The 17,779-nt window shown below is 63.9% G+C and carries 13 protein-coding genes and 3 pseudogenes; 11 read left to right on the forward strand and 5 right to left on the reverse strand.

Features of this window, described 5'->3' with window-relative positions; all coding sequences use genetic code 11:
- Positions 1–2: 2 nt before the first annotated feature.
- The 6 genes and pseudogenes from IPK59_08110 (at position 3) to IPK59_08135 (ending at position 6,762) form a co-directional block, all read left to right on the forward strand.
- Positions 3–2,750 (forward strand): molybdopterin-dependent oxidoreductase, encoded by a 2,748-nt coding sequence (locus tag IPK59_08110; GenBank protein MBK8158719.1) that lies wholly within the window; start codon positions 3–5, stop codon positions 2,748–2,750.
- Positions 2,747–4,267 (forward strand): 6-hydroxynicotinate reductase, encoded by a 1,521-nt coding sequence (locus IPK59_08115; protein MBK8158720.1) that lies wholly within the window; start codon positions 2,747–2,749, stop codon positions 4,265–4,267. Before IPK59_08110 ends, IPK59_08115 begins: the two co-directional genes overlap by 4 nt.
- A pseudogene (locus IPK59_08120) lies at positions 4,264–5,164 on the forward strand (UPF0280 family protein). The gene IPK59_08115 and the pseudogene IPK59_08120 overlap by 4 nt, the downstream one beginning before the upstream one ends.
- A complete protein-coding gene (locus IPK59_08125; protein MBK8158721.1) occupies positions 5,151–5,735 on the forward strand; it encodes an amino acid synthesis family protein in 585 nt (194 codons plus the stop codon). The pseudogene IPK59_08120 and the gene IPK59_08125 overlap by 14 nt, the downstream one beginning before the upstream one ends.
- Positions 5,732–6,316, forward strand: a complete 585-nt coding sequence (locus tag IPK59_08130) for an amino acid synthesis family protein (protein MBK8158722.1) — start codon at positions 5,732–5,734, stop codon at positions 6,314–6,316. Before IPK59_08125 ends, IPK59_08130 begins: the two co-directional genes overlap by 4 nt.
- Positions 6,316–6,762, forward strand: a complete 447-nt coding sequence (locus IPK59_08135) for a winged helix-turn-helix transcriptional regulator (GenBank protein ID MBK8158723.1) — start codon at positions 6,316–6,318, stop codon at positions 6,760–6,762. The genes IPK59_08130 and IPK59_08135 overlap by 1 nt, the downstream gene beginning before the upstream one ends.
- Before the next feature lie 86 nt (positions 6,763–6,848).
- Here the strand turns inward: IPK59_08135 and IPK59_08140 are convergent, their stop codons facing one another.
- Both IPK59_08140 and IPK59_08145 read right to left on the reverse strand, forming a co-directional pair.
- On the reverse strand, positions 6,849–7,427 hold the full coding sequence (locus tag IPK59_08140) for a hypothetical protein (protein MBK8158724.1): 579 nt from the start codon (positions 7,425–7,427) through the stop codon (positions 6,849–6,851).
- A gap of 4 nt (positions 7,428–7,431) precedes the next feature.
- A complete protein-coding gene (locus IPK59_08145) occupies positions 7,432–8,640 on the reverse strand; it encodes an amidohydrolase family protein (GenBank protein MBK8158725.1) in 1,209 nt (402 codons plus the stop codon).
- 161 nt (positions 8,641–8,801) lie between these two features.
- On the opposite strand from IPK59_08145, the gene modA reads away from it, so the two are divergent.
- The 3 genes and pseudogenes from modA to modC all read left to right on the forward strand — a co-directional run bounded on the left by modA (position 8,802) and on the right by modC (position 11,402).
- Positions 8,802–9,578, forward strand: coding sequence for a molybdate ABC transporter substrate-binding protein (gene modA / locus IPK59_08150; protein MBK8158726.1), 777 nt, complete (start codon positions 8,802–8,804; stop codon positions 9,576–9,578).
- A 27-nt stretch (positions 9,579–9,605) separates the two neighbouring features.
- Positions 9,606–10,283: a molybdate ABC transporter permease subunit gene (modB, locus tag IPK59_08155; protein ID MBK8158727.1), complete on the forward strand. Its 678-nt coding sequence runs from the start codon at positions 9,606–9,608 to the stop codon at positions 10,281–10,283.
- 1 nt (position 10,284) lies between these two features.
- Positions 10,285–11,402 (forward strand): annotated as a pseudogene (gene modC / locus IPK59_08160) (molybdenum ABC transporter ATP-binding protein).
- Between the two features lie 27 nt (positions 11,403–11,429).
- Here the strand turns inward: modC and IPK59_08165 are convergent.
- From IPK59_08165 to arsA, 3 genes and pseudogenes are all read right to left on the reverse strand, one after another.
- Positions 11,430–12,256 (reverse strand): annotated as a pseudogene (locus tag IPK59_08165) (SMP-30/gluconolactonase/LRE family protein).
- 88 nt (positions 12,257–12,344) lie between these two features.
- Positions 12,345–13,322: a UDP-glucose 4-epimerase GalE gene (galE, locus tag IPK59_08170; GenBank protein MBK8158728.1), complete on the reverse strand. Its 978-nt coding sequence runs from the start codon at positions 13,320–13,322 to the stop codon at positions 12,345–12,347.
- A gap of 191 nt (positions 13,323–13,513) precedes the next feature.
- Entirely contained in the window at positions 13,514–15,283 is a 1,770-nt protein-coding gene (arsA, locus tag IPK59_08175; GenBank protein ID MBK8158729.1) for an arsenical pump-driving ATPase, read from the reverse strand.
- 333 nt (positions 15,284–15,616) lie between these two features.
- Between arsA and IPK59_08180 the strand changes: the two genes are divergently transcribed.
- Together IPK59_08180 and IPK59_08185 are read left to right on the forward strand one after the other, a co-directional pair.
- A complete protein-coding gene (locus tag IPK59_08180; GenBank protein ID MBK8158730.1) occupies positions 15,617–16,852 on the forward strand; it encodes a tyrosine-type recombinase/integrase in 1,236 nt (411 codons plus the stop codon).
- Between the two features lie 417 nt (positions 16,853–17,269).
- A complete protein-coding gene (locus IPK59_08185; GenBank protein MBK8158731.1) occupies positions 17,270–17,590 on the forward strand; it encodes a hypothetical protein in 321 nt (106 codons plus the stop codon).
- Positions 17,591–17,779 lie beyond the last annotated feature (189 nt).

Consider the following 17,779-nt stretch of genomic DNA (forward strand, 5'->3'; position numbering starts at 1 on the left):
TCATGTACGACACCGACGCCGCCACACACTTCACCCTCAACGGCCGCGCCGTCGCGGTCGCGGTGCCCGCGGAATGGCGCCTCAGCCGCGTGCTGCGCGATGAACTGGGACTTGGCGGCACCAAGATCGGCTGCGATGCCGGGGATTGCGGCGCCTGCACCGTGCTCATCGATGGCGAGACGAGCTGCGCGTGCCTGATGGCCCTGGGCCAGGTCGCCGGCCGGTCGGTGACAACCATCGAGGGATTGCCGGCGGCATCACCCATCGCGCGCCAATTGCAGCAGAGCTTCCTGCGGCATGGAGCCGCGCAATGCGGCATCTGCACGCCGGGCATGCTGGTGGCGGCAACCGCACTGCTGGCCCGCGACGCGTCACCCAGCGAAGATGCTGTGCAGGATGCGCTGGGCGGCGTGCTGTGCCGCTGGACCGGCTACCGGAAGATCATCGCCGCGGTGATGGATGCGGGCAAACCGGTTGCGGCCGAGGCGCGACCGCTGGCGGGCAAGGCGGTCGGTGCGCGCATCGACCGGCTGGACGGTCAGCGCAAGGTCGAGGGCAGCGATGTGTTCGGCGCCGATGCGCATCCCCATGACGCGCTGCTGCTGCGTGCCATCCGCGCGCCCTATCATCATGCGCGCTTCACCATCGGCGATCTCACATCCTATCTCGACGACCATCCCGGCATTGCGCGGATCTTCACCGCCGCCGACGTGCCGGGCGAGAATTGTTTTGGCGTGATCGGCCCCTTCGCCGACCAGCCGGTCTTCGCCGTCAGCGAAACGCGCTTTCGCGGCGAGGCCATCGCCGCCGTGGTCGGCGACGCACGGACCATCGAGGCGCTGGATCTCGCAAAATTCCCGGTCACCTGGGAAGAGCTGCCGGCGCTGATGAGCCTCACTGCGGCCTTGGCCGACAAGGCGCCTTTGGTACATGCGGCCCGTGCCGGCAACATCCTGGTGCGCGGCCGGGTTGAGCGCGGCGATGTCGCGGCGGCGCTGGCGCAATCAGATGCCGTCGTCGAAGGCGTTTTCGAGACGGGTTTCGTCGAGCATGCCTATATCGAGCCCGAGGCCGGCATCGCGCGGCGGGTGGGCGACCGGATCGAGGTGCAGGCCTGCACCCAGGCGCCCTATATGGACCGCGACGATGTGGCGAAGATCCTGGGCATCCCGCAGGATTCGGTGCGGATCATCCCGACCGCGGTCGGCGGCGGCTTCGGCGCGAAGCTTGACCTTTCGGTACAGCCCTTCATCGCGGTCGCGGCCTGGCATCTCAGGCAGCCGGTGCGCATGGTCTATTCCCGCAACGAATCGATGGCGACCACGACCAAGCGCCATCCCGGGCGCATGCAGGTGCGGGTCGGTGCCAATAAAGACGGAAAGCTCACGGCGATGGATTTCGCCGGCGACTTCAACACCGGCGCCTATGCGTCCTGGGGACCGACCGTCGCCAACCGCGTCCCGGTCCATGCGTCGGGTCCCTATTTCGTGCCGGCCTACCGGGCGCTGACGCGCGCGGTCCACACCCATGCGGTGCCCTCGGGCGCCTTCCGCGGATTCGGCGTGCCGCAGGCGACCATCGCCCAGGAACAGCTCTATGATGTGATGGCCGAGAAGCTGGGGCTCGACAAGCTCGACTTCCGCTTGCGCAACGCGCTGGGGCCCGACCAGCCGACCGTGACGGGCCAGGTGCTCGGCGCGGGCACCGGCATCCGCGCATGTTTCGAGGCCTTGGTGCCGCATTGGCAGCGGGCACTCAAGGACGCGGCCGCCGCCAATGGGGCACCGTCCGTCCAGCGGCGCGGCGTCGGCATCGCCGGCATGTGGTATGGCTGCGGCAATACCTCGCTGCCCAATCCCTCGACCATCCGGCTCGGCCTCAAAGCCGATGGACGGTTGGCGCTGCATCAGGGTGCGGTCGATATCGGACAGGGCTCCAACACGGTCATCACGCAGCTTTGCGCCGATGCGCTGGGGGCGCCGGTCGACAGTTTCGACCTGGTGGCGGCGGATACCGACCTCACGCCGGATTGCGGCAAGACCTCGGCCTCGCGGCAGACCTTCGTCACCGGCAAGGCAGCGCAATTGGCGGGCGAGGCCCTGCGGCGGCAGATCCTGCGCCTCGCCAATGCGGGCCTCGATGCGACGCTCATCTTCACGCGCGGCAAGGTCACCGTGCTGGATCGCGGTGTCGCCCATGACATTGACCTCGCAGCGCTCAGCCGCGACGGGCGCGGCTATGTGCTGGCGGCAGAAGAGACCTTCGATCCACCGACCAGCCCGCTCGACGGCGACGGCCAGGGCAATCCTTACGCGGTCTATGGCTTCGGCGCGCATCTGGTGGAGCTCGCGGTCGATACCGAGCTTGGCCTCGTGAAGCTGCTGAAGATCACCGCCGCCCATGATGTGGGCCGCGCCGTCAACCCGACGCTCATCGAGGGGCAGATCGAGGGCGGCATCGCCCAGGGCATCGGCCTCGCCCTGCTGGAGGAGTTCCATCCGGGCAAGGGCGAGAATCTCCATGACTATCTCATCCCCACCATCGGCGATGTGCCGCCGGTGGAATCGATCCTGATCGAGGATGCGGCGCCGGTGGGTCCCTTCGGCGCCAAGGGCATCGGCGAGCAGGCGCTCATTCCGACCGCCCCCGCCATCCTCAACGCCATCGCGCATGCGACCGGCGTGCGCATCATGCGCATTCCAGCGACACCCGACCGCATCCTCGCGGCCTTGAAGGAAGCTCGGTCATGAGGGAAGACACGGTGACCGAAACCAGCGCCGGCGATGTCGGCCCCAAGGTGGTCGACGGCAAGATCCGCTGCGATGCCTGCCCGGTGCTCTGCTATATCCGCGACGGCCAGACCGGCGCCTGCGACCGCTATGCCAACAAGGGCGGCGAACTTCTCCGCGTCGATCCTCATATACTACTGGGCCAAGCGCTGAGCCAAGGCCAGGCGGTCGTGCCGTTCGGTGGGCAAATGAGCGAATGGGACGGCGACATCCTGCACAGCGGCGGCACCTTCGTCACCGCAATCGGCGCCGGCACCACCTATCCCGATTACAAGCCCGCTCCCTTCATCGTCGCATCGGAGGTGGACGGCGTCGACATGGTGACGGTGGTGACCGAAGGCATCTTCAGCTATTGCGGCGTGAAGATCAAAATCGACACGGACCGGTTTCTGGGGCCCGAGCAGGCAACCGTGCGCGCGCAAGGCGAGGCGGTCGGACATGTGACGACCGGCGAATATGGGTCGCAGATGCTGTCGCTGGGCGGGGTCCATCATCTGACCGGCGGCTCGAAGAAGGAAGGCCGCGTCACCTGCGACACACTCTTGGCCCTGTGCAACAAGCAGGCGGTGGAACTGGTGATTGACGGGGGATCGACCGTCATCGTCGCGGCCGGAAAGGCGCCCATCGTCAACGGTGTCCCCGAAGAACGCATGCGGGTCGGCTGCGGCTCGGCCACGATCGGCATGTTCGCCAAGCAATGGCAGGGCAAGGTCGATGAGGTGGTGGTGGTCGACGATCACATCACCGGCGTGCTGTCGGAACACCAGGCGGGCAAGCTGCTGGGCATCCCCGAGACCGGGATCAAGATGCGCGGGCGCCGCTCGACGCCGGGGCGCTATTTCCAGGTGGCGGAACCCGGCACCGGCTGGGGCGGCACCGATATTTCCGACCCGCTCGCCATTCTGCAGCCGTTCGATGCCAAAGTGGCCAGGCCGGGCATGAGCCTGCTGATGGTGAGCACCACCGGCGAACATGCCGCCTATTTCGTGCTGGATGACGAACTGAAGCCGGTCGAGCGCGAGCTGCCGAAGCCGCTGCAGGAGTCGGTTGCGCGCATCCAGGAGAATTGCGAGCCGGCACTCTCGACCGTGCTGTTCATGGGCGGGGCCGGCGGCAGTTTACGTGCCGGCGTCACCGAAAACCCGGTGCGCCTCACGCAATCGGTGAAGCGGGCACTTACCTATGTGACCTGCGGCGGAGCACCGGCCTATGTCTGGCCGGGCGGCGGCATCACGCTGATGGTCGACGTCACCCTGCTGCCGCAGAACGCCTTCGGCTATGTACCGACGCCGGCTTTGGTGGCGCCGATCGAATTCACGATGCGGCTCGACGATTACGCGGCCCTCGGCGGGCATATGGATCATGTGCAGCAACTCGCCTCGCTGGCGGCCGATGGTTTCCGGCGGCAGAAGTCCCCACGTCATGACGAGGCACCCTGGCCACTCACCTTCCATAGCCGCGCGGACCGGTCGTCATGAGCCGGCGGCAACAGGCGCGCTATCTGCCGGATGGCCGCCGCCTGCATCTGCAGGATGGACCCATCGACCTCATCATCGGCGCCGACGGGGCACCGGAGGCGGTCGAGGCCGCCTATGACGCTGCCTGCGAGCGCTTTGCCACCTTGCTCGATGAACTCTGCGCCGAACTGCCCTTGCTGCGCCAGCCGGTGACGCGGGAAAGCCCCCCGCCGCAAGGTGCCGTCGCGCGCCGCATGGCCGAAACGGCGCAACCCTATGCCGCCAAGCATTTCATCACGCCGATGATCGCGGTGGCGGGTGCCGGCGCCGAGGCCGTCCTTATGGCGATGACGGAGACAGCCCCCTCACCCGCGCCTATGTCAACAATGGCGGCGACATAGCACTTCATCTGGCAGCAGGCGCCACCTTCGAGATCGGCATGGTCGACCGGCCCGACCAGCCACGCCTCTTCGGCAAGCTTGCCATCAAGAGCAGCGACCGCATTCGCGGCATCGCCACCAGCGGGCGCCATGGCCGCAGCTTCTCATTGGGCATCGCCGATGCCGTGACCGTGCTGGCGGCGGATGCGCCGACCGCCGACGCGGCCGCCACCATGATCGCCAATGCGGTCGACCTGCCCAATCATCCCGGCATCCTCCGCGTGCCGGCGGATTCCTGCAGCCCGATAGCGATCTTGGCGCCCGCCTGGTCACGCGTTCGGTGGGCAATCTGGCCAAGGCCGAGATCAGCCGCGCCCTTGCCCGGGGCGCGCGCTTTGCCGATAGTCTCCTTGAATCCGGCCGCATCCAGGCGGCAGCGCTACATCTTGCCGGCCAGACCAGGCTGGTCCATGCAACACCCGGTCTGATGGTGCCCATCGGACGAGCCAAGGAAGCAGCCGCCCATGCCGCAAGTTGAGATTCGCAAGCGCCTGATCTCGGTCGAGGAGATCTTCCACGAAGGCGGCCCGCGCGCCGCCATACCGCTCCGGCGCGTCTCGGCCGTCACCGTCATCCGCAATCCCTTCGCCGACCGCTATGTCGAGGATATTGCGGGCTTCATGGACGACCTCACGCCGCTGGGCCTTGCCATGGCGCGCGACATGGTGGCGGCACTCGGCGGCGACCCCAAGGTGGTCGAGGGTTACGGCAAGGGCGCCATCGCCGGGACGGCGGGCGAAGCGGAACACGCGGCCCTCTGGCATGTGCCGGGCGGCTATGCGATGCGCGAGGTGCTGGGCGATACCAGGGCCATCGTCGCTTCGACCAAGAAAGTGGGCGGGCCGGGCACGCGCCTCGATGTGCCGATCACGCATATCAACGCTTCTTACGTGCGGAGCCATTTCGACGCGATGGAAGTTGGCCTCAATGATGCACCGCGCGCCGATGAATTGCTGCTGGCGCTGGTCATGACCACGGGGTCCCGCATCCATGCGCGGGTCGGCGGCCTCAAAGCCAGCGAGATCAAGGGAGAGGATGGATTGCGATGAAAGCCGAGATCCGAAAGATCGTCACCTTCGTCGAGGAAACGCACCGCGAGATGGACCGTGGCATCACCCCGCCGACCCGCCGCGCGGCGGCGGTCGCCATCATTGCCAATCCCTTTGCCGGGAAATATGTCGAGGACCTGACGCCGCTCATGGATATCGGCGAGGAACTGGGCGCGCTACTGGCCGAGAAGGCCGTGGCGGCGCTGGGCATCGAGGGCTCACACGCGGAGAGCTATGGCAAGGCCGCGGCGGTAGGCGAGAATGGCGAGCTGGAACATGCCGCCGCCATCCTGCACCCGAAGCTGGGGACGCCCGTGCGCAAGGTGCTGGGGAAAGGGGCTGCCCTTATCCCCTCCTCCAAGAAACGCGGGGGGCCGGGCGTGGTTCTCGACATCCCCTTGGGGCATAAGGACGCCGCCTATGTGCGCAGCCATTTCGACGGCATGGAAGTGCGCGTCAACGATGCCCCGCGCGCGAACGAGATCATGGTTGCCGTTGCCGTCACCGACAGCGGGCGGCCGCTGCCGCGCGTGGGTGGCCTCACGAAAGATCAGATCAAGGGCGAGGACGGGTTGCGCTGATGGCAACCCAGCCCCGCCAGAAGCCGGACGGCACCAGCAGCACCTATGCGCTGGACGACCAGATCGGTTTCATCCTGCGCAAGGTCAGCCAGCGGCACACGACGATATTCGCCGCGGCCTTTCCAGACCTCACCGCGCCGCAATGGGCGACATTGGCCAAGCTTTATGAAGGCGGGCCGTCCTCGCAGAACCAGCTCGGCCGGCTGGTGGCGCTGGATGCCGCGACGATCAAGGGCGTCGTCGACCGGCTTGGCGCGCGGGGCTTGACCGTGACGACACCGGACCCCGCCGATGCGCGGCGCGTGGTCGTGGCCCTGACCGAGGCCGGGCGCAAGGAAGCGGAGCGCGGCTTCCCGATCGCCGAAGCGGTCACGGCGGAAACGCTTGGTGCGCTGAGCGCCGAGGAACGCGTGCAGCTTGTGCAGCTGTTGAAGGCGTTGGAGTAGAATCGGGGCCTCGCTCATTTCACCGCCACTGCGATCGGGCGAGCTTCCTCGGGTGCAGTTGAGAGCGTGAACGCCGGTGCGGATCCTCAGCTGTCAGAGCTTGCTGGTACCCACTTTATTCTGAGTATCCGCGGCGGCAGATTCACCCGCCGCTGCCATACTTCCTCGCCAGGTGTATCTAGAATGCCGTTCAGCCAAGAGCAGACCATGTTGGCTTCTTCTTGCTTTGCGTGGCCGCTCCAGATGAACAAATCGCCATCTATGGACACGAGCGCCTTCTCAGATGCAGAAGGGAGGGCCTCACGTGGTTGCGCTTCAACACAGTACCAAGTCGCACTCTCAGATGTCTTCTCGGTCACTATGAAACGCTCAATCTCCGACCAACCTACTGTCTCGGCACCAAACTGTATCGATGAATTGCTAAGAATGTACCCAGTCGCCTTAAGCCCGAATATTGACCGAACATAATACTGCAGCATGTAGGCTACGATACCTAGAAAAAGCAGAAATAATAGGCTCCACACGATTTGCGCAGCGGCCAGATAAATCAGCCACGTCAATCCAGCAGCAATTGCGGATAGAAATATTGTTCCCTGTATTGCCGTCAGCGTCTGCGGCGTCCAGATGATTTGATCGCCGTTCCGAAGCGGGTAAACAGCCTTCATGTGCCTACCCCAATTTCCCCTTCACCAGATCCGGGATCTTTGTCGCCGGCGGGGTGTTACGGCTCCTTTGAATGCGTGGGATGCCATCGATGACGACCATGCCCACCCCGGGCAGATCGCCAAGCTGGACTGAATCGAGGAGATCCTTGCCGGCGGAATGCTGCGCCTTGTCGAGGAAGACGAAATCGGCCGACATGCCCATTTCGATGAGGCCAGCGTCGAGCTTGCGCATGCGCGTCGTGTTGCCGGTGGCAAAGCAGAAGGCGATCTCGGCCGGGATGTCGCCCAGAGATGACAGCATCGACACCATGCGCAGGATGCCGAGCGGCTGCACGCCGGAACCGGCCGGCGCATCGGTGCCGAGGATGACGCGTTCCAGCTGGCCCAGTTCCTTGGCGGTGCGCAGCGTATAGAGCGCCGAGCGCTCGTTGCCGTTGTGCACCAGCTCGAGGCCGCGCTTGCAGCCCTCGCAGATGCAGCGGATCTGGCTGTCAGGAAGCGCCGTGTGGCCGCCATTGATATGCCCCACCACATCGGCATCGACTTCCAGCACCACATCCTTGTCGATGAGGCCGGAACCGGGGATCGAGGGTCCGCCGGTGTGGATGGTGCTCTGGATGCCGTATTTCCGCGCCCATTCGACCATCTGGTGGCCGGTGACACCGTCCTTCACGCCACCCAGGCCGATTTCGCCCAGCAGGGTGACCCCGGCCTTGGCGAGGTCGGCGAAATCCTGCTCCACCATGCCCTGCTCGATGATGGGGGCGCCGCCATGGACCTTCACGCCGCCGGGGCGGAAGGCCGCATACATGCGCTGGTGGAAGATCGCCATGGCCTTCAGGCCGACAATGTCCTTGGGACGGCCCGGCATATGCACTTCGCCGGCCGAGATCATGGTGGTGACGCCGCCATGCAGCGATGAATCGATCCAGCCGATCTGGTTCTGGCGCGGCGTCCAGTCGCCGGCCACCGGATGCACATGGCTGTCGATGAGGCCGGGTGCCAGGGTGGTGCCCTGTGCGTCGATGACCGTGTCGGCACCCTCAAAATCGAGGTCCTTGGCCTTGCCCACGGCGACGATCCGGCCATTTTCGACCAGCACGTCATCACCGGAAAGAATCGGATTCCGGATATCGCCGCTGAGGATGAGGCCGATATTGCGGATCGCCAGCTTCGTTGCGCCGCCAGCAGCGGCGGGTGCGTCATGGGCCATGGAAATTCCTTCTCAAGCCTTGGAATCAAGTCACTTATCCGGCCCTGATGTTAGTGCAGCAATGCGCCGGACGCCAAGCCAAACCCAACCACGCCCCATTGCCGTCGGATGCGGATTTCGCTATATACAAATGACTATAACGACTCGATAAGGACGATCCGATGACCGCTTTCCTGTTCCGCCGTGCCGCTGCGGCCGCCTTTTTCACCCTTGCCATATTGGCCGGCAGTGCCGCGGCACGGGCCGACGACGTGCTGGTTGCAGTCGCCGCCAATTTCGCCGACGCGGCGCAGGATCTGGCGGCGCTTTACGAAAAATCATCCGGCAACAAGGTTGCGATCACCACGGGATCGACCGGCAAGCTTTATGCCCAGATCAAGGCGGGGGCACCCTTTCAGATCCTGCTCTCGGCCGATGCCAAGACCCCGGCCAAACTTGAGGACGAGCAGGCAGCAATTGCCGGCACGCGCTTTACCTATGCGATTGGCAAGCTGGCGCTATGGAGCATGGATGCGCAGCGTATCGGCGCCGATGGCGCTGCCGCCCTCCAGGCCGATGACTTCCAGCATCTGGCTATCGCCAACCCGGAGCTTGCCCCCTATGGGATCGCTGCACGCGAGACCTTGCAGTCGCTGGGACTCTGGGACAAGCTCAGCCCCAGGATCGTCATGGGCGAGAATATCGGGCAGACGCATAGCATGGTGGCGACCGGCAATGCCGAGCTGGGATTCGTGGCCCTCTCCGCCGTTCTCAACCCGAAAAAGCCGTCAGGAGGATCGCATTGGGCCGTGCCGCAGGAGATGTTCAAGCCGATCCGCCAGGATGCGGTGCTGCTCAATGCCGGCAAGGACAACCAGGCGGCCGCGGCCTTCCTGGATTTCATGAAATCGCCGGACGCGCATGCCCTGATCGAAAGCTATGGCTACGGAGTAGAATGACCGGAACCATGGCGGGTTCAGATTGAGATGACCTTGCCCGATCTTGATCCGCTGTGGCTCACCCTGCGCCTTGCCGGGCTGGTGACGCTCATCCTGCTGGTGATCGGAACACCGCTCGCCTGGTGGCTGGCCACGACGCGCTGGCGCATCAAATCGGTGGCGGAAGCCATCACAGCCTTGCCCCTGGTGCTGCCGCCGACCGTGCTCGGCTTCTATTTCCTGGTCTTCCTCAGTCCCAACTCGACCCTGGGCGGCTTGTGGTTCAGTGCCACCGGGAGCAATCTCACCTTCTCCTTCGCGGGCCTGGTGTTCTGTTCGGTGATCTATTCCCTGCCCTTCACCGTGCAGCCCCTGCAGGCAACCTTCGAGACGCTGGGGCGCGGCTACTGGGAAACGGCAGCCACCTTGCGCGCCAGTCCACTGGATGCGTTCCTGACCGTCATCTCGCCTTTGGCGGCGCGCGGCTATCTCACCGCGATCGTGCTCACCTTCGCGCATACGATCGGCGAGTTCGGCGTGGTGCTGATGGTGGGCGGCAATATTCCGGGTGAGACCAAGGTCATCTCGATCGCCATCTATGAGCATGTCGAAACCATCCGCTATGCCGAGGCGCATCTTTTGTCGGCGGGGCTCCTCGCCTTCTCCTTCCTGGTGCTGCTGTTCGTCTATGTCATGAACCGGCGATTCCCCATTCATGTCGGTTGAAATGGACGAACTCGCCTTCGACCTCAGGATCGGGTTCGGCGACTTTTCGCTGGCCATTGAACAGCGTGTGCCGCTCCACGGCATCACCGCCCTGTTCGGCCCGAGCGGCTGCGGCAAGAGCACCCTGCTGCGCATCCTCGCCGGCCTGGAGCGCGGCGCCAGTGGCCGCATCACGCTCAGCGGTGAAACCTGGCAGGCGGGCGATGGGCGCAGCTCCCTGCCGACGCACCGACGCGGCATCGGCTATGTGTTCCAGGATGCGCGCCTGTTCCCGCATCTCGATGTGGCCGGCAATCTGCGCTATGCCGAGAAGCGCTCGCAGGGACAGGGACAGACGATCCACTTCGACCAAGTGGTGGATGCGCTGGACCTCCGCCCGCTGCTCACGCGTCGCGCGCCCTCACTCTCGGGCGGCGAGCGCCAGCGGGTCGCCATCGGCCGCACCTTGCTGACGCGGCCGCGGCTGCTGCTGATGGATGAGCCGCTGGCCTCCCTCGACTTCAAGCGCAAGGCCGAGATCCTGCCCTATATCGCCCGCCTGCCGCGCGTCTTCGGCGTGCCGATCATCTATGTGACCCATGATATCGACGAGGTGGCGCGCCTCGCCGACCGCCTGATCGTGCTGCAGAACGGGCGCGTGGTTGCGAGCGGCGATGTGGAAACTGTGCTGGCGCGGTCGGATCTGCCGATCGATCCCGAGCAGTTCGAGCCGGGAGCGGCCTCACCGCCTTGGTCAGCAGCCACGATGCGCATTACCAGCTAAGCCAGCTCGATCTCCACGGCCAGACCGTCACGGTGCCGCTGGTCGAGGCCGAAATCGGCAGCATGCTCCATCTCCGCATCCGCGCGCGCGATGTCGCCATCGCCACCGCGCGGCCGAGCTCGATCAGCGTGCGCAACATCCTTGCTGCCAGGATCGTCGAGGTGACCATGCGGTCGGGGACGCCGCATGCCGACATCCTGCTGGATATCGGTGGCTCGGCCTTGCGGGCGCGCATCACAAGACAATCGGCCGACGAAATGCAGCTTGCCCCCGGCAGCACAGTCTACGCGATCGTGAAATCGGTCTCGTTCGATACCCTCGCCTCGGTCTATGGCGACCAGCCCGCGGCGCCTTGAGCGCGCCCTGGCTCAGGCTTTCGGCCATCAGACTTTGGGCCGCAGCGCCCCTTGCGTGTTGACATAGATGGCATAGAGCGAGGTCGTGCCGCAGATGAACAGGCGGTTACGCTTGGGTCCGCCAAAACAGACATTGGCGACGACTTCGGGCACGCGGACGCGGCCGATGAGGGTGCCGTCCGGCGCGTAACAATCGACACCGGCGCCCGTGCTGGTCCAGATATTGCCATGGACGTCGAGGCGGAAGCCGTCGAACAGGCCGATGGCGCATTCGGCAAACTTCTCGCCACCGGTGAGTGACTTGCCGTCGGCGCCCACCTTGAAGCGGCGGATGTGCCGCGCCCCGTCGGCACGATGCGTCGCCCCCGTATCGGCCACATAGAGCAGGCTTTCATCGGGCGAGAAGCCGATGCCGTTGGGCTTTTCGAAATCGGTGGCGACGGCGGTGAGCTCGTTGGATTTCGGATCGAAGCGATAGACATGGCAGGCGCCGATCTCGGAGGGTGCTGCTTGCCCTGATAGTGCGAGACGAGGACCGAGCGCGACCCGTCATGCTCGGTGCGGGAGACGCAGCGTCCGCGATGCTCGCAGGACAGCAGGCGCCCCTCGTGATCGACGGTGTGGCCGTTGGTGTGATAGGCGGGCGCGCGGAAGACCGAGACGGAACCGTCGGTCTCGTCCCAGCGCATGATGCGGTCATTGGGAATGTCGGACCAGATGAGATAGCGGCCGGCGGCGAAATAGGCCGGGCCTTCGGCCCAGCGGCAGCCGGTGAACAGCTTCTCGAGATGGACATTGCCGCCGGCATAGCGGCGGAAGCGGTCGTCGAATACCTCAAAACTCTCGCTCAGCATCTTTTGTCTCCCCTCTTCGTTTCGTGGCGGGACGAGCGTCCCGCTAAGCTGCTGGATCATCCCGTAAAGGCGGGGCGTTCTTCAATAGCTATTCGGCGGCATATTTGGCATCCCAGGCAGCGGCGCTCCGCACGATGTCGCCGATATCCATATGCCGCGGCACCCAGCCCAGTGTCCGCTTCGCCACATCGTTCGCGGCATAGAGCGATTGGGGATCGCCTTCGCGGCGCGGCGCCTCGATGACCGGAACCGGCTTGCCCACGGCAGCACCCACCGCGGCCAGCACCTCGCGCACCGAAACGGGCACGCCGGTGCCGAGATTGACGCGGTGTCCGCCCCGGGCATTGCCCAGGAAGCGCAGGGCCGCGAGATGTGCCGCCGCGAGATCCGCCACATGGATATAGTCGCGGAGGCAGGTGCCGTCGGGCGTGTCGTAATCGGTGCCGAAGATCTTGAGCGGATCCTGCTGCTGGCGCGCTGCGCGAATGGCGAGCGGGATGAGGTGCGATTCCTGGACATGCGCTTCGCCGATGCGCAGCGCGGGATCCGCACCGGCGGCGTTGAAGTAACGCAGCACCACTGCATCGATCTTGCCGGCATGGGCGGCGTCAAGGATGGCGCTCTCGGCGGCGAGCTTCGAGCGGCCATAGGGGTTGACCGGTGCGGTCGGCATGGTCTCGTCGATGGGCAGGCCGGGCGGCACGCCGTAGACGGCACAGGTGCTGGAAAAGACGAGTTTGCCGACGCCGCATTGCCCCATGGCGGCCAGCAGGGACAAGGTGCCGCCGACATTGTTGTCGTAATAGCGCAGAGGCTCGCGCACAGACTCACCGACCAGCGACAGCGCTGCGAAATGAACGACCGCCTCGATCCGGTGCTTCTCGATGACCTGGCGCACAAAGCCGGTGTCGCGCACATCGCCCTTTTCCAGCGGCCCCCATTGCACGGCCCAGTCATGGCCGGTCACCAGGCTGTCGAGCGTCACGGGCTCGATACCCATCTCGGCCAAAGCGAGGCAGGTGTGGCTGCCGATATAGCCGGCGCCGCCGGTCACGAGGATTTGCACGGTGAACCTGTCCTTCCGATGGCCTGGGTATTGGCCTGGGAATTGGCCCGGCCCCTGCCCTGGCGTGCTGGGAAGCTACCGCAGCAGGGTCGATCGGGACAGGTGATTTCTCCCTGGGGTGAAACGGCCGCAGCTGCCCCCAGCCGCCGCGGCGGCCAGCAGGAGCACCACCGCGCGATGTCGCCGCGCCGCTAGCTCAGCAGGTCCCGCAGGCCGGCGAGGCCCGTCGGTGGTTCCGGCCGCCACGCGACCAGAGCGAGGCGCCTGGCAAGGCCGTCGCGCACGCGCGCGATCTGCAGCGCTTCGCCGCCGATGCGATGTCGCAGCAGCGGATCCTTCGTGCCCGTGGGCCCGAGGCAATTGTTGATCACCCAGGCAAAGGGCTCGATCTCGGCGCGGCGGAGATCGTCCTGCAAGGATGCTGCCTCCGATACCGGCGTCGTCTCCGGCAAGGTCACCAGCAGGATCTTGGTAAAGGCCGGGTCCTGCAGGCGCATGAGCGGCGTCACCAGGCGGCCGCCTGCTTCCGGCTGGGAATAGTCGCGCATGACCTGGCGGTGATAGGCGCCGGTCGCATCCAGCAGCAGGAAGGTATGGCCCGTGGGCGCCGTGTCGATCACCACGAAACCGCTGCGCCCCTCATTCACCACGCGGGAGAAGGCATGGAAGACCGCCACCTCCTCGGTGCAGGGTGAGCGCAGATCTTCCAGCAACAGCGCCTTGCCGTCGGCATCGAGATCGACGCCGCGCGTCGTCATGATGCGGTCGATGTATTTCTCGGTCTCTGCCACGGGGTCGATGCGATCGACGCGGAGGCCCGGCAGTGTCTCCTGCGCCAGCGCCCAGGTGACATGGGCGGCTGGATCGGTGGTGGTGAGATGCACAGGATGACCGCGCACGGCAAGCTCGACCGCCACGGCGGCGGCGATGGTCGTCTTGCCGACACCGCCCTTGCCCATCACCATCACCAGCCCATGGCCGTCCGCCTCGATGGCATCGATGAGTGCTGCAAGATGTGGCTGGTCTCCCACTTGTACCGGTGGCGCAGCGATAAGCTCTTCCTGCTCGACGCGGAGAAGGCGACGCAGTGCCGCGAGCCCCACCATGTCGTAGGCCCGCATCGGAATCTCGTCGCGCGGCAGCGCCGCCAAGGCCGGCGGCATCTGCTGTAGCGCCGATTGGCAGCGCGCCTCCATGGCCCGCGCAATCGCATCGTCCGGCAAGGTCGCCCGGAACATGGCGTTCACCAGCAATCGCTGATTGGCAAGGCCGAGCGCCTTCAATTCCTCGGCCGAGCGCGCCGCCTCGCGCAGCGCCGAGCCCTCAGGCCGGGTCACCAGGGCGATGGTCGTGAGCGCTGGATCGGTGAGCGCCTTGAGAGCGCGCTCGAACATCGCCAACTGCATCTGGAGGCCGGAATGGGGGCCGAGGCAGGCGGCACCGCGCTCATTGGCCTCAAGGAAGGACGACCACGCCTTGGGCAGGCTGAGGAGGCGCAAGGTGTGCCCGGTCGGCGCGGTGTCGAAGATGATGTGGTCATAGGCCTGGGCGGCGCCCCCCTCGTCGGCGAGGAGCCCGGCGAATTCGTCGAAGGCCGCGATCTCGACCGTGCAGGCGCCGGAGAGTTGTTCGCGGACCTTGGCCACCTCGGCGGCACCTGCCGACCCCATCGCGGCGATGACACGCCCGCGATAGGCCTCGGCCGCCGCCTCGGGATCGATGTTGAGCGACCAGAGCCGCTCGACCGCCGGCACCGGCCTCGCCAGCCTGCCAAGCTCGACACCCAGCATCTCATCGAGATTCGAGGCTGGATCGGTGCTGATCAGCAGCACCCGCTTACCCAGATCCGCCAATGCCACGGCGACAGCGCAGGAGAGCGCCGTCTTGCCGACGCCGCCCTTGCCCGTGAAGAAGATGAAGCGGGTCGGCGCCTTCAGGATCTGGAGAGGTAGAACGGCCATGGAGGTTTCCTGCACTACTGAGCCTCACAGTATGCGCCGCCCCGGGTCCCCGCTACCTGATGTGAATCAATCGCCCGGGCAAAGCAAAAGGCCCAGCTGATATGCTGGGCCTTTTGCTTTGAAGATTGGTTGCGGGAGCAGGATTTGAACCTGCGACCTTCAGGTTATGAGTTTGTGGCCCCCATCGTCTATTGATGTCTGCCCCCCACTATGATTGACTATTTTACCAATTATTTTAATTGGTTAGTCGTCTATGGGTGTCAATTGACTGCGACCAAGATCGCTCTACGTTGCTACCTAGCTGCGACCTAGAACGACCAGGGGGAACAAACAATGGCCAAAGAAAAGCTCACCAAGCGCGTTGTGGACGCCCTACAGCCCTCTGAGAGAGACCAAGTCGTCCTGGATACAGACATCAAGGGTTTTGGCGTCAAGGTCACGCCCAAGGGCAAGAAGTCGTATTTTCTGTTTTATCGCACCAGCGCGCATATTCAGCGTCGCCCCACCATTGGTGAGCATGGCTCAATTACCACAGAGCAAGCGCGCATCATTGCTAGGGAGTGGAAGGCAGAAATTGCGAAAGGTTGCGATCCTAGCCTAGATCGCAAATACCACAGGCAAGCCCCAACCATGAAGGAGCTTTGCCAGAGGTTTTTAACTGAACACAGCGTCACCAGGAACAAGCACGGCACCTATTACAACTACGATCGGCTCATAGAACGCTTTGTCCTTCCTAAACTTGGACAGAGGAAGGTCATTGATATCAGTCGAGATGACATTACGAGATTGCACACGCGTCTCGCCGAAACACCCTATCAGGCAAATCGGCTACTTGGATTAATTTCCAAGCTCATGAACATGGCTGAGAAATGGGGATATCGAAACGACGGCAGCAATCCATGTCGGCACGTTGAGAAGTTTCCCGAAGGCAAACGCGAACGTTACCTCTCAAGTCAGGAAATTAAACGTCTCGGCCAAGTACTCAGTGATGACGCTGCCATGAAAAAGGAACTTCCTTCAGTTTCAGACGCCATAAAGCTCCTCATTCTCACCGGCTGCCGCATGAGCGAAATCTTGACGCTAAAATGGGAATTTATCGATTTGGAAAGGCATTGCCTTCGTCTGCCAGATTCGAAAACCGGCAAGAAAACCGTGCCATTGCCTGATGAAGCCGAGGCGCTTCTGAAAGACATCAAGAAACGCGCATCTTCGGCGTATGTCATACCCGGAAGGTTGAAGGATAGCCACTTGGTCAATCTTGAAAAGCCATGGCGACGCCTCCGGGCTCTGGCTGAACTGGAAGACGTAAGATTGCATGATCTCCGCCACACGTATGCAAGTGTGGCGGCAGGCCTGGGTCAAAGCCTGCATATGATTGGCAGGCTGCTCGGGCACACCCAGTCACAAACGACTAACCGATATGCGCACCTTGCCGCCGATCCGGTTCGGCAAGCAGCAGACCAAGTAAGTGATGAAATTTCGCGGATGCTTGGACTCGTCAACAACAATGCAGACAGGACCCGCGCCCCCCTATCTGTACCGGCACCTCGCAAACTTGACGTGGCATAGTTAAAGAACCCAGGTTCTCTAAGGCAGCAGGCCCTTCCAGCTATTCGCCTTCGAGCCAACGGCCAGAACTCAAGTACAAACCTCAACAATCCTCGATTGTTCTCTTGGATTACCGATTGGTGCGGCGTCGTGCGGCTGCACGTGCATATCACGCCAATACATTTATATACAAAAACTTGATTGTTATCTCCGGTGCAGCGTGAAAGCGTCTGTTCTCTGGAGTACCGCCTTACCGTGCAACACACTCGTACAATACGACTAGGGACTCGTCATTTTTTTCATTTGATGAAACCACTGCGACTTACAGGACGTCTAAACTCCAAAGGAATTTCGTCGAGCTGCCGGCGCCGCCGCATTCAAGCCCGAGATGCAGCAGCGAGTCCTCAGCGGGCATTCACCCAGACAAGGAGGCGTACCATGTTGAAAGAAACGACTCCGATCGTCGAACTATCTCCGGAACAACTCGAATTAGTCAGTGGTGGTGGCCGACCGGAGGCTGCAGGACACTACGGTGGTTCTCGCAGTGGGTGGGGCGGCGGCAATCGCAATACCCCCATGGGTGACAAAGGAAAGAAAGCCGGAAACTCTGTTTGTGACGACGTCGGCGTCTTTGCCCAGCTTGATGGCGCTATTCCCGGGGAAGTCCGCAAGATGGTAGAAAAATGCAATGCCTTTGTGGAGAGCAAGGATCGCAGAGGTGGCGGTGGTGGCGGCAGCTCAAAGGGGCGCGACCGGTAACTAACGGCCACACCCCTATGGCACTTCCTATTGCATTTGACGTGCTGCGAGCGCATCGCAGCACGTTTCTGCGCACCTCCTGCGGCTGTCTCCTTTCGTTCTTGTTCCTGGCTCCTTTTCATTGGTCCGCCGCCACGGCAGACACGGTTTCCTTTAAAAGCAACCCATATGACGTGCTAAGTAGCGATG

This window comes from Rhodospirillaceae bacterium (assembly GCA_016712715.1).
Taxonomy (GTDB): Bacteria; Pseudomonadota; Alphaproteobacteria; order Dongiales; family Dongiaceae; genus Dongia.

Bases quoted from the DNA above. Each gene is read 5' to 3' on its own strand.
- IPK59_08130 (MBK8158722.1), top strand. From the start codon at position 5,732: ATGAAAGCCGAGATCCGAAAGATCGTCACCTTCGTCGAGGAAACGCAC.
- modB (MBK8158727.1), top strand. From the start codon at position 9,606: ATGACCTTGCCCGATCTTGATCCGCTGTGGCTCACCCTGCGCCTTGCC.
- IPK59_08145 (MBK8158725.1), bottom strand. From the start codon at position 8,640: ATGGCCCATGACGCACCCGCCGCTGCTGGCGGCGCAACGAAGCTGGCG.
- IPK59_08140 (MBK8158724.1), bottom strand. From the start codon at position 7,427: ATGAAGGCTGTTTACCCGCTTCGGAACGGCGATCAAATCATCTGGACG.
- IPK59_08135 (MBK8158723.1), top strand. From the start codon at position 6,316: ATGGCAACCCAGCCCCGCCAGAAGCCGGACGGCACCAGCAGCACCTAT.
- IPK59_08110 (MBK8158719.1), top strand. From the start codon at position 3: ATGTACGACACCGACGCCGCCACACACTTCACCCTCAACGGCCGCGCC.
- arsA (MBK8158729.1), bottom strand. From the start codon at position 15,283: ATGGCCGTTCTACCTCTCCAGATCCTGAAGGCGCCGACCCGCTTCATC.
- IPK59_08185 (MBK8158731.1), top strand. From the start codon at position 17,270: ATGTTGAAAGAAACGACTCCGATCGTCGAACTATCTCCGGAACAACTC.
- IPK59_08180 (MBK8158730.1), top strand. From the start codon at position 15,617: ATGGCCAAAGAAAAGCTCACCAAGCGCGTTGTGGACGCCCTACAGCCC.
- IPK59_08125 (MBK8158721.1), top strand. From the start codon at position 5,151: ATGCCGCAAGTTGAGATTCGCAAGCGCCTGATCTCGGTCGAGGAGATC.
- modA (MBK8158726.1), top strand. From the start codon at position 8,802: ATGACCGCTTTCCTGTTCCGCCGTGCCGCTGCGGCCGCCTTTTTCACC.
- IPK59_08115 (MBK8158720.1), top strand. From the start codon at position 2,747: ATGAGGGAAGACACGGTGACCGAAACCAGCGCCGGCGATGTCGGCCCC.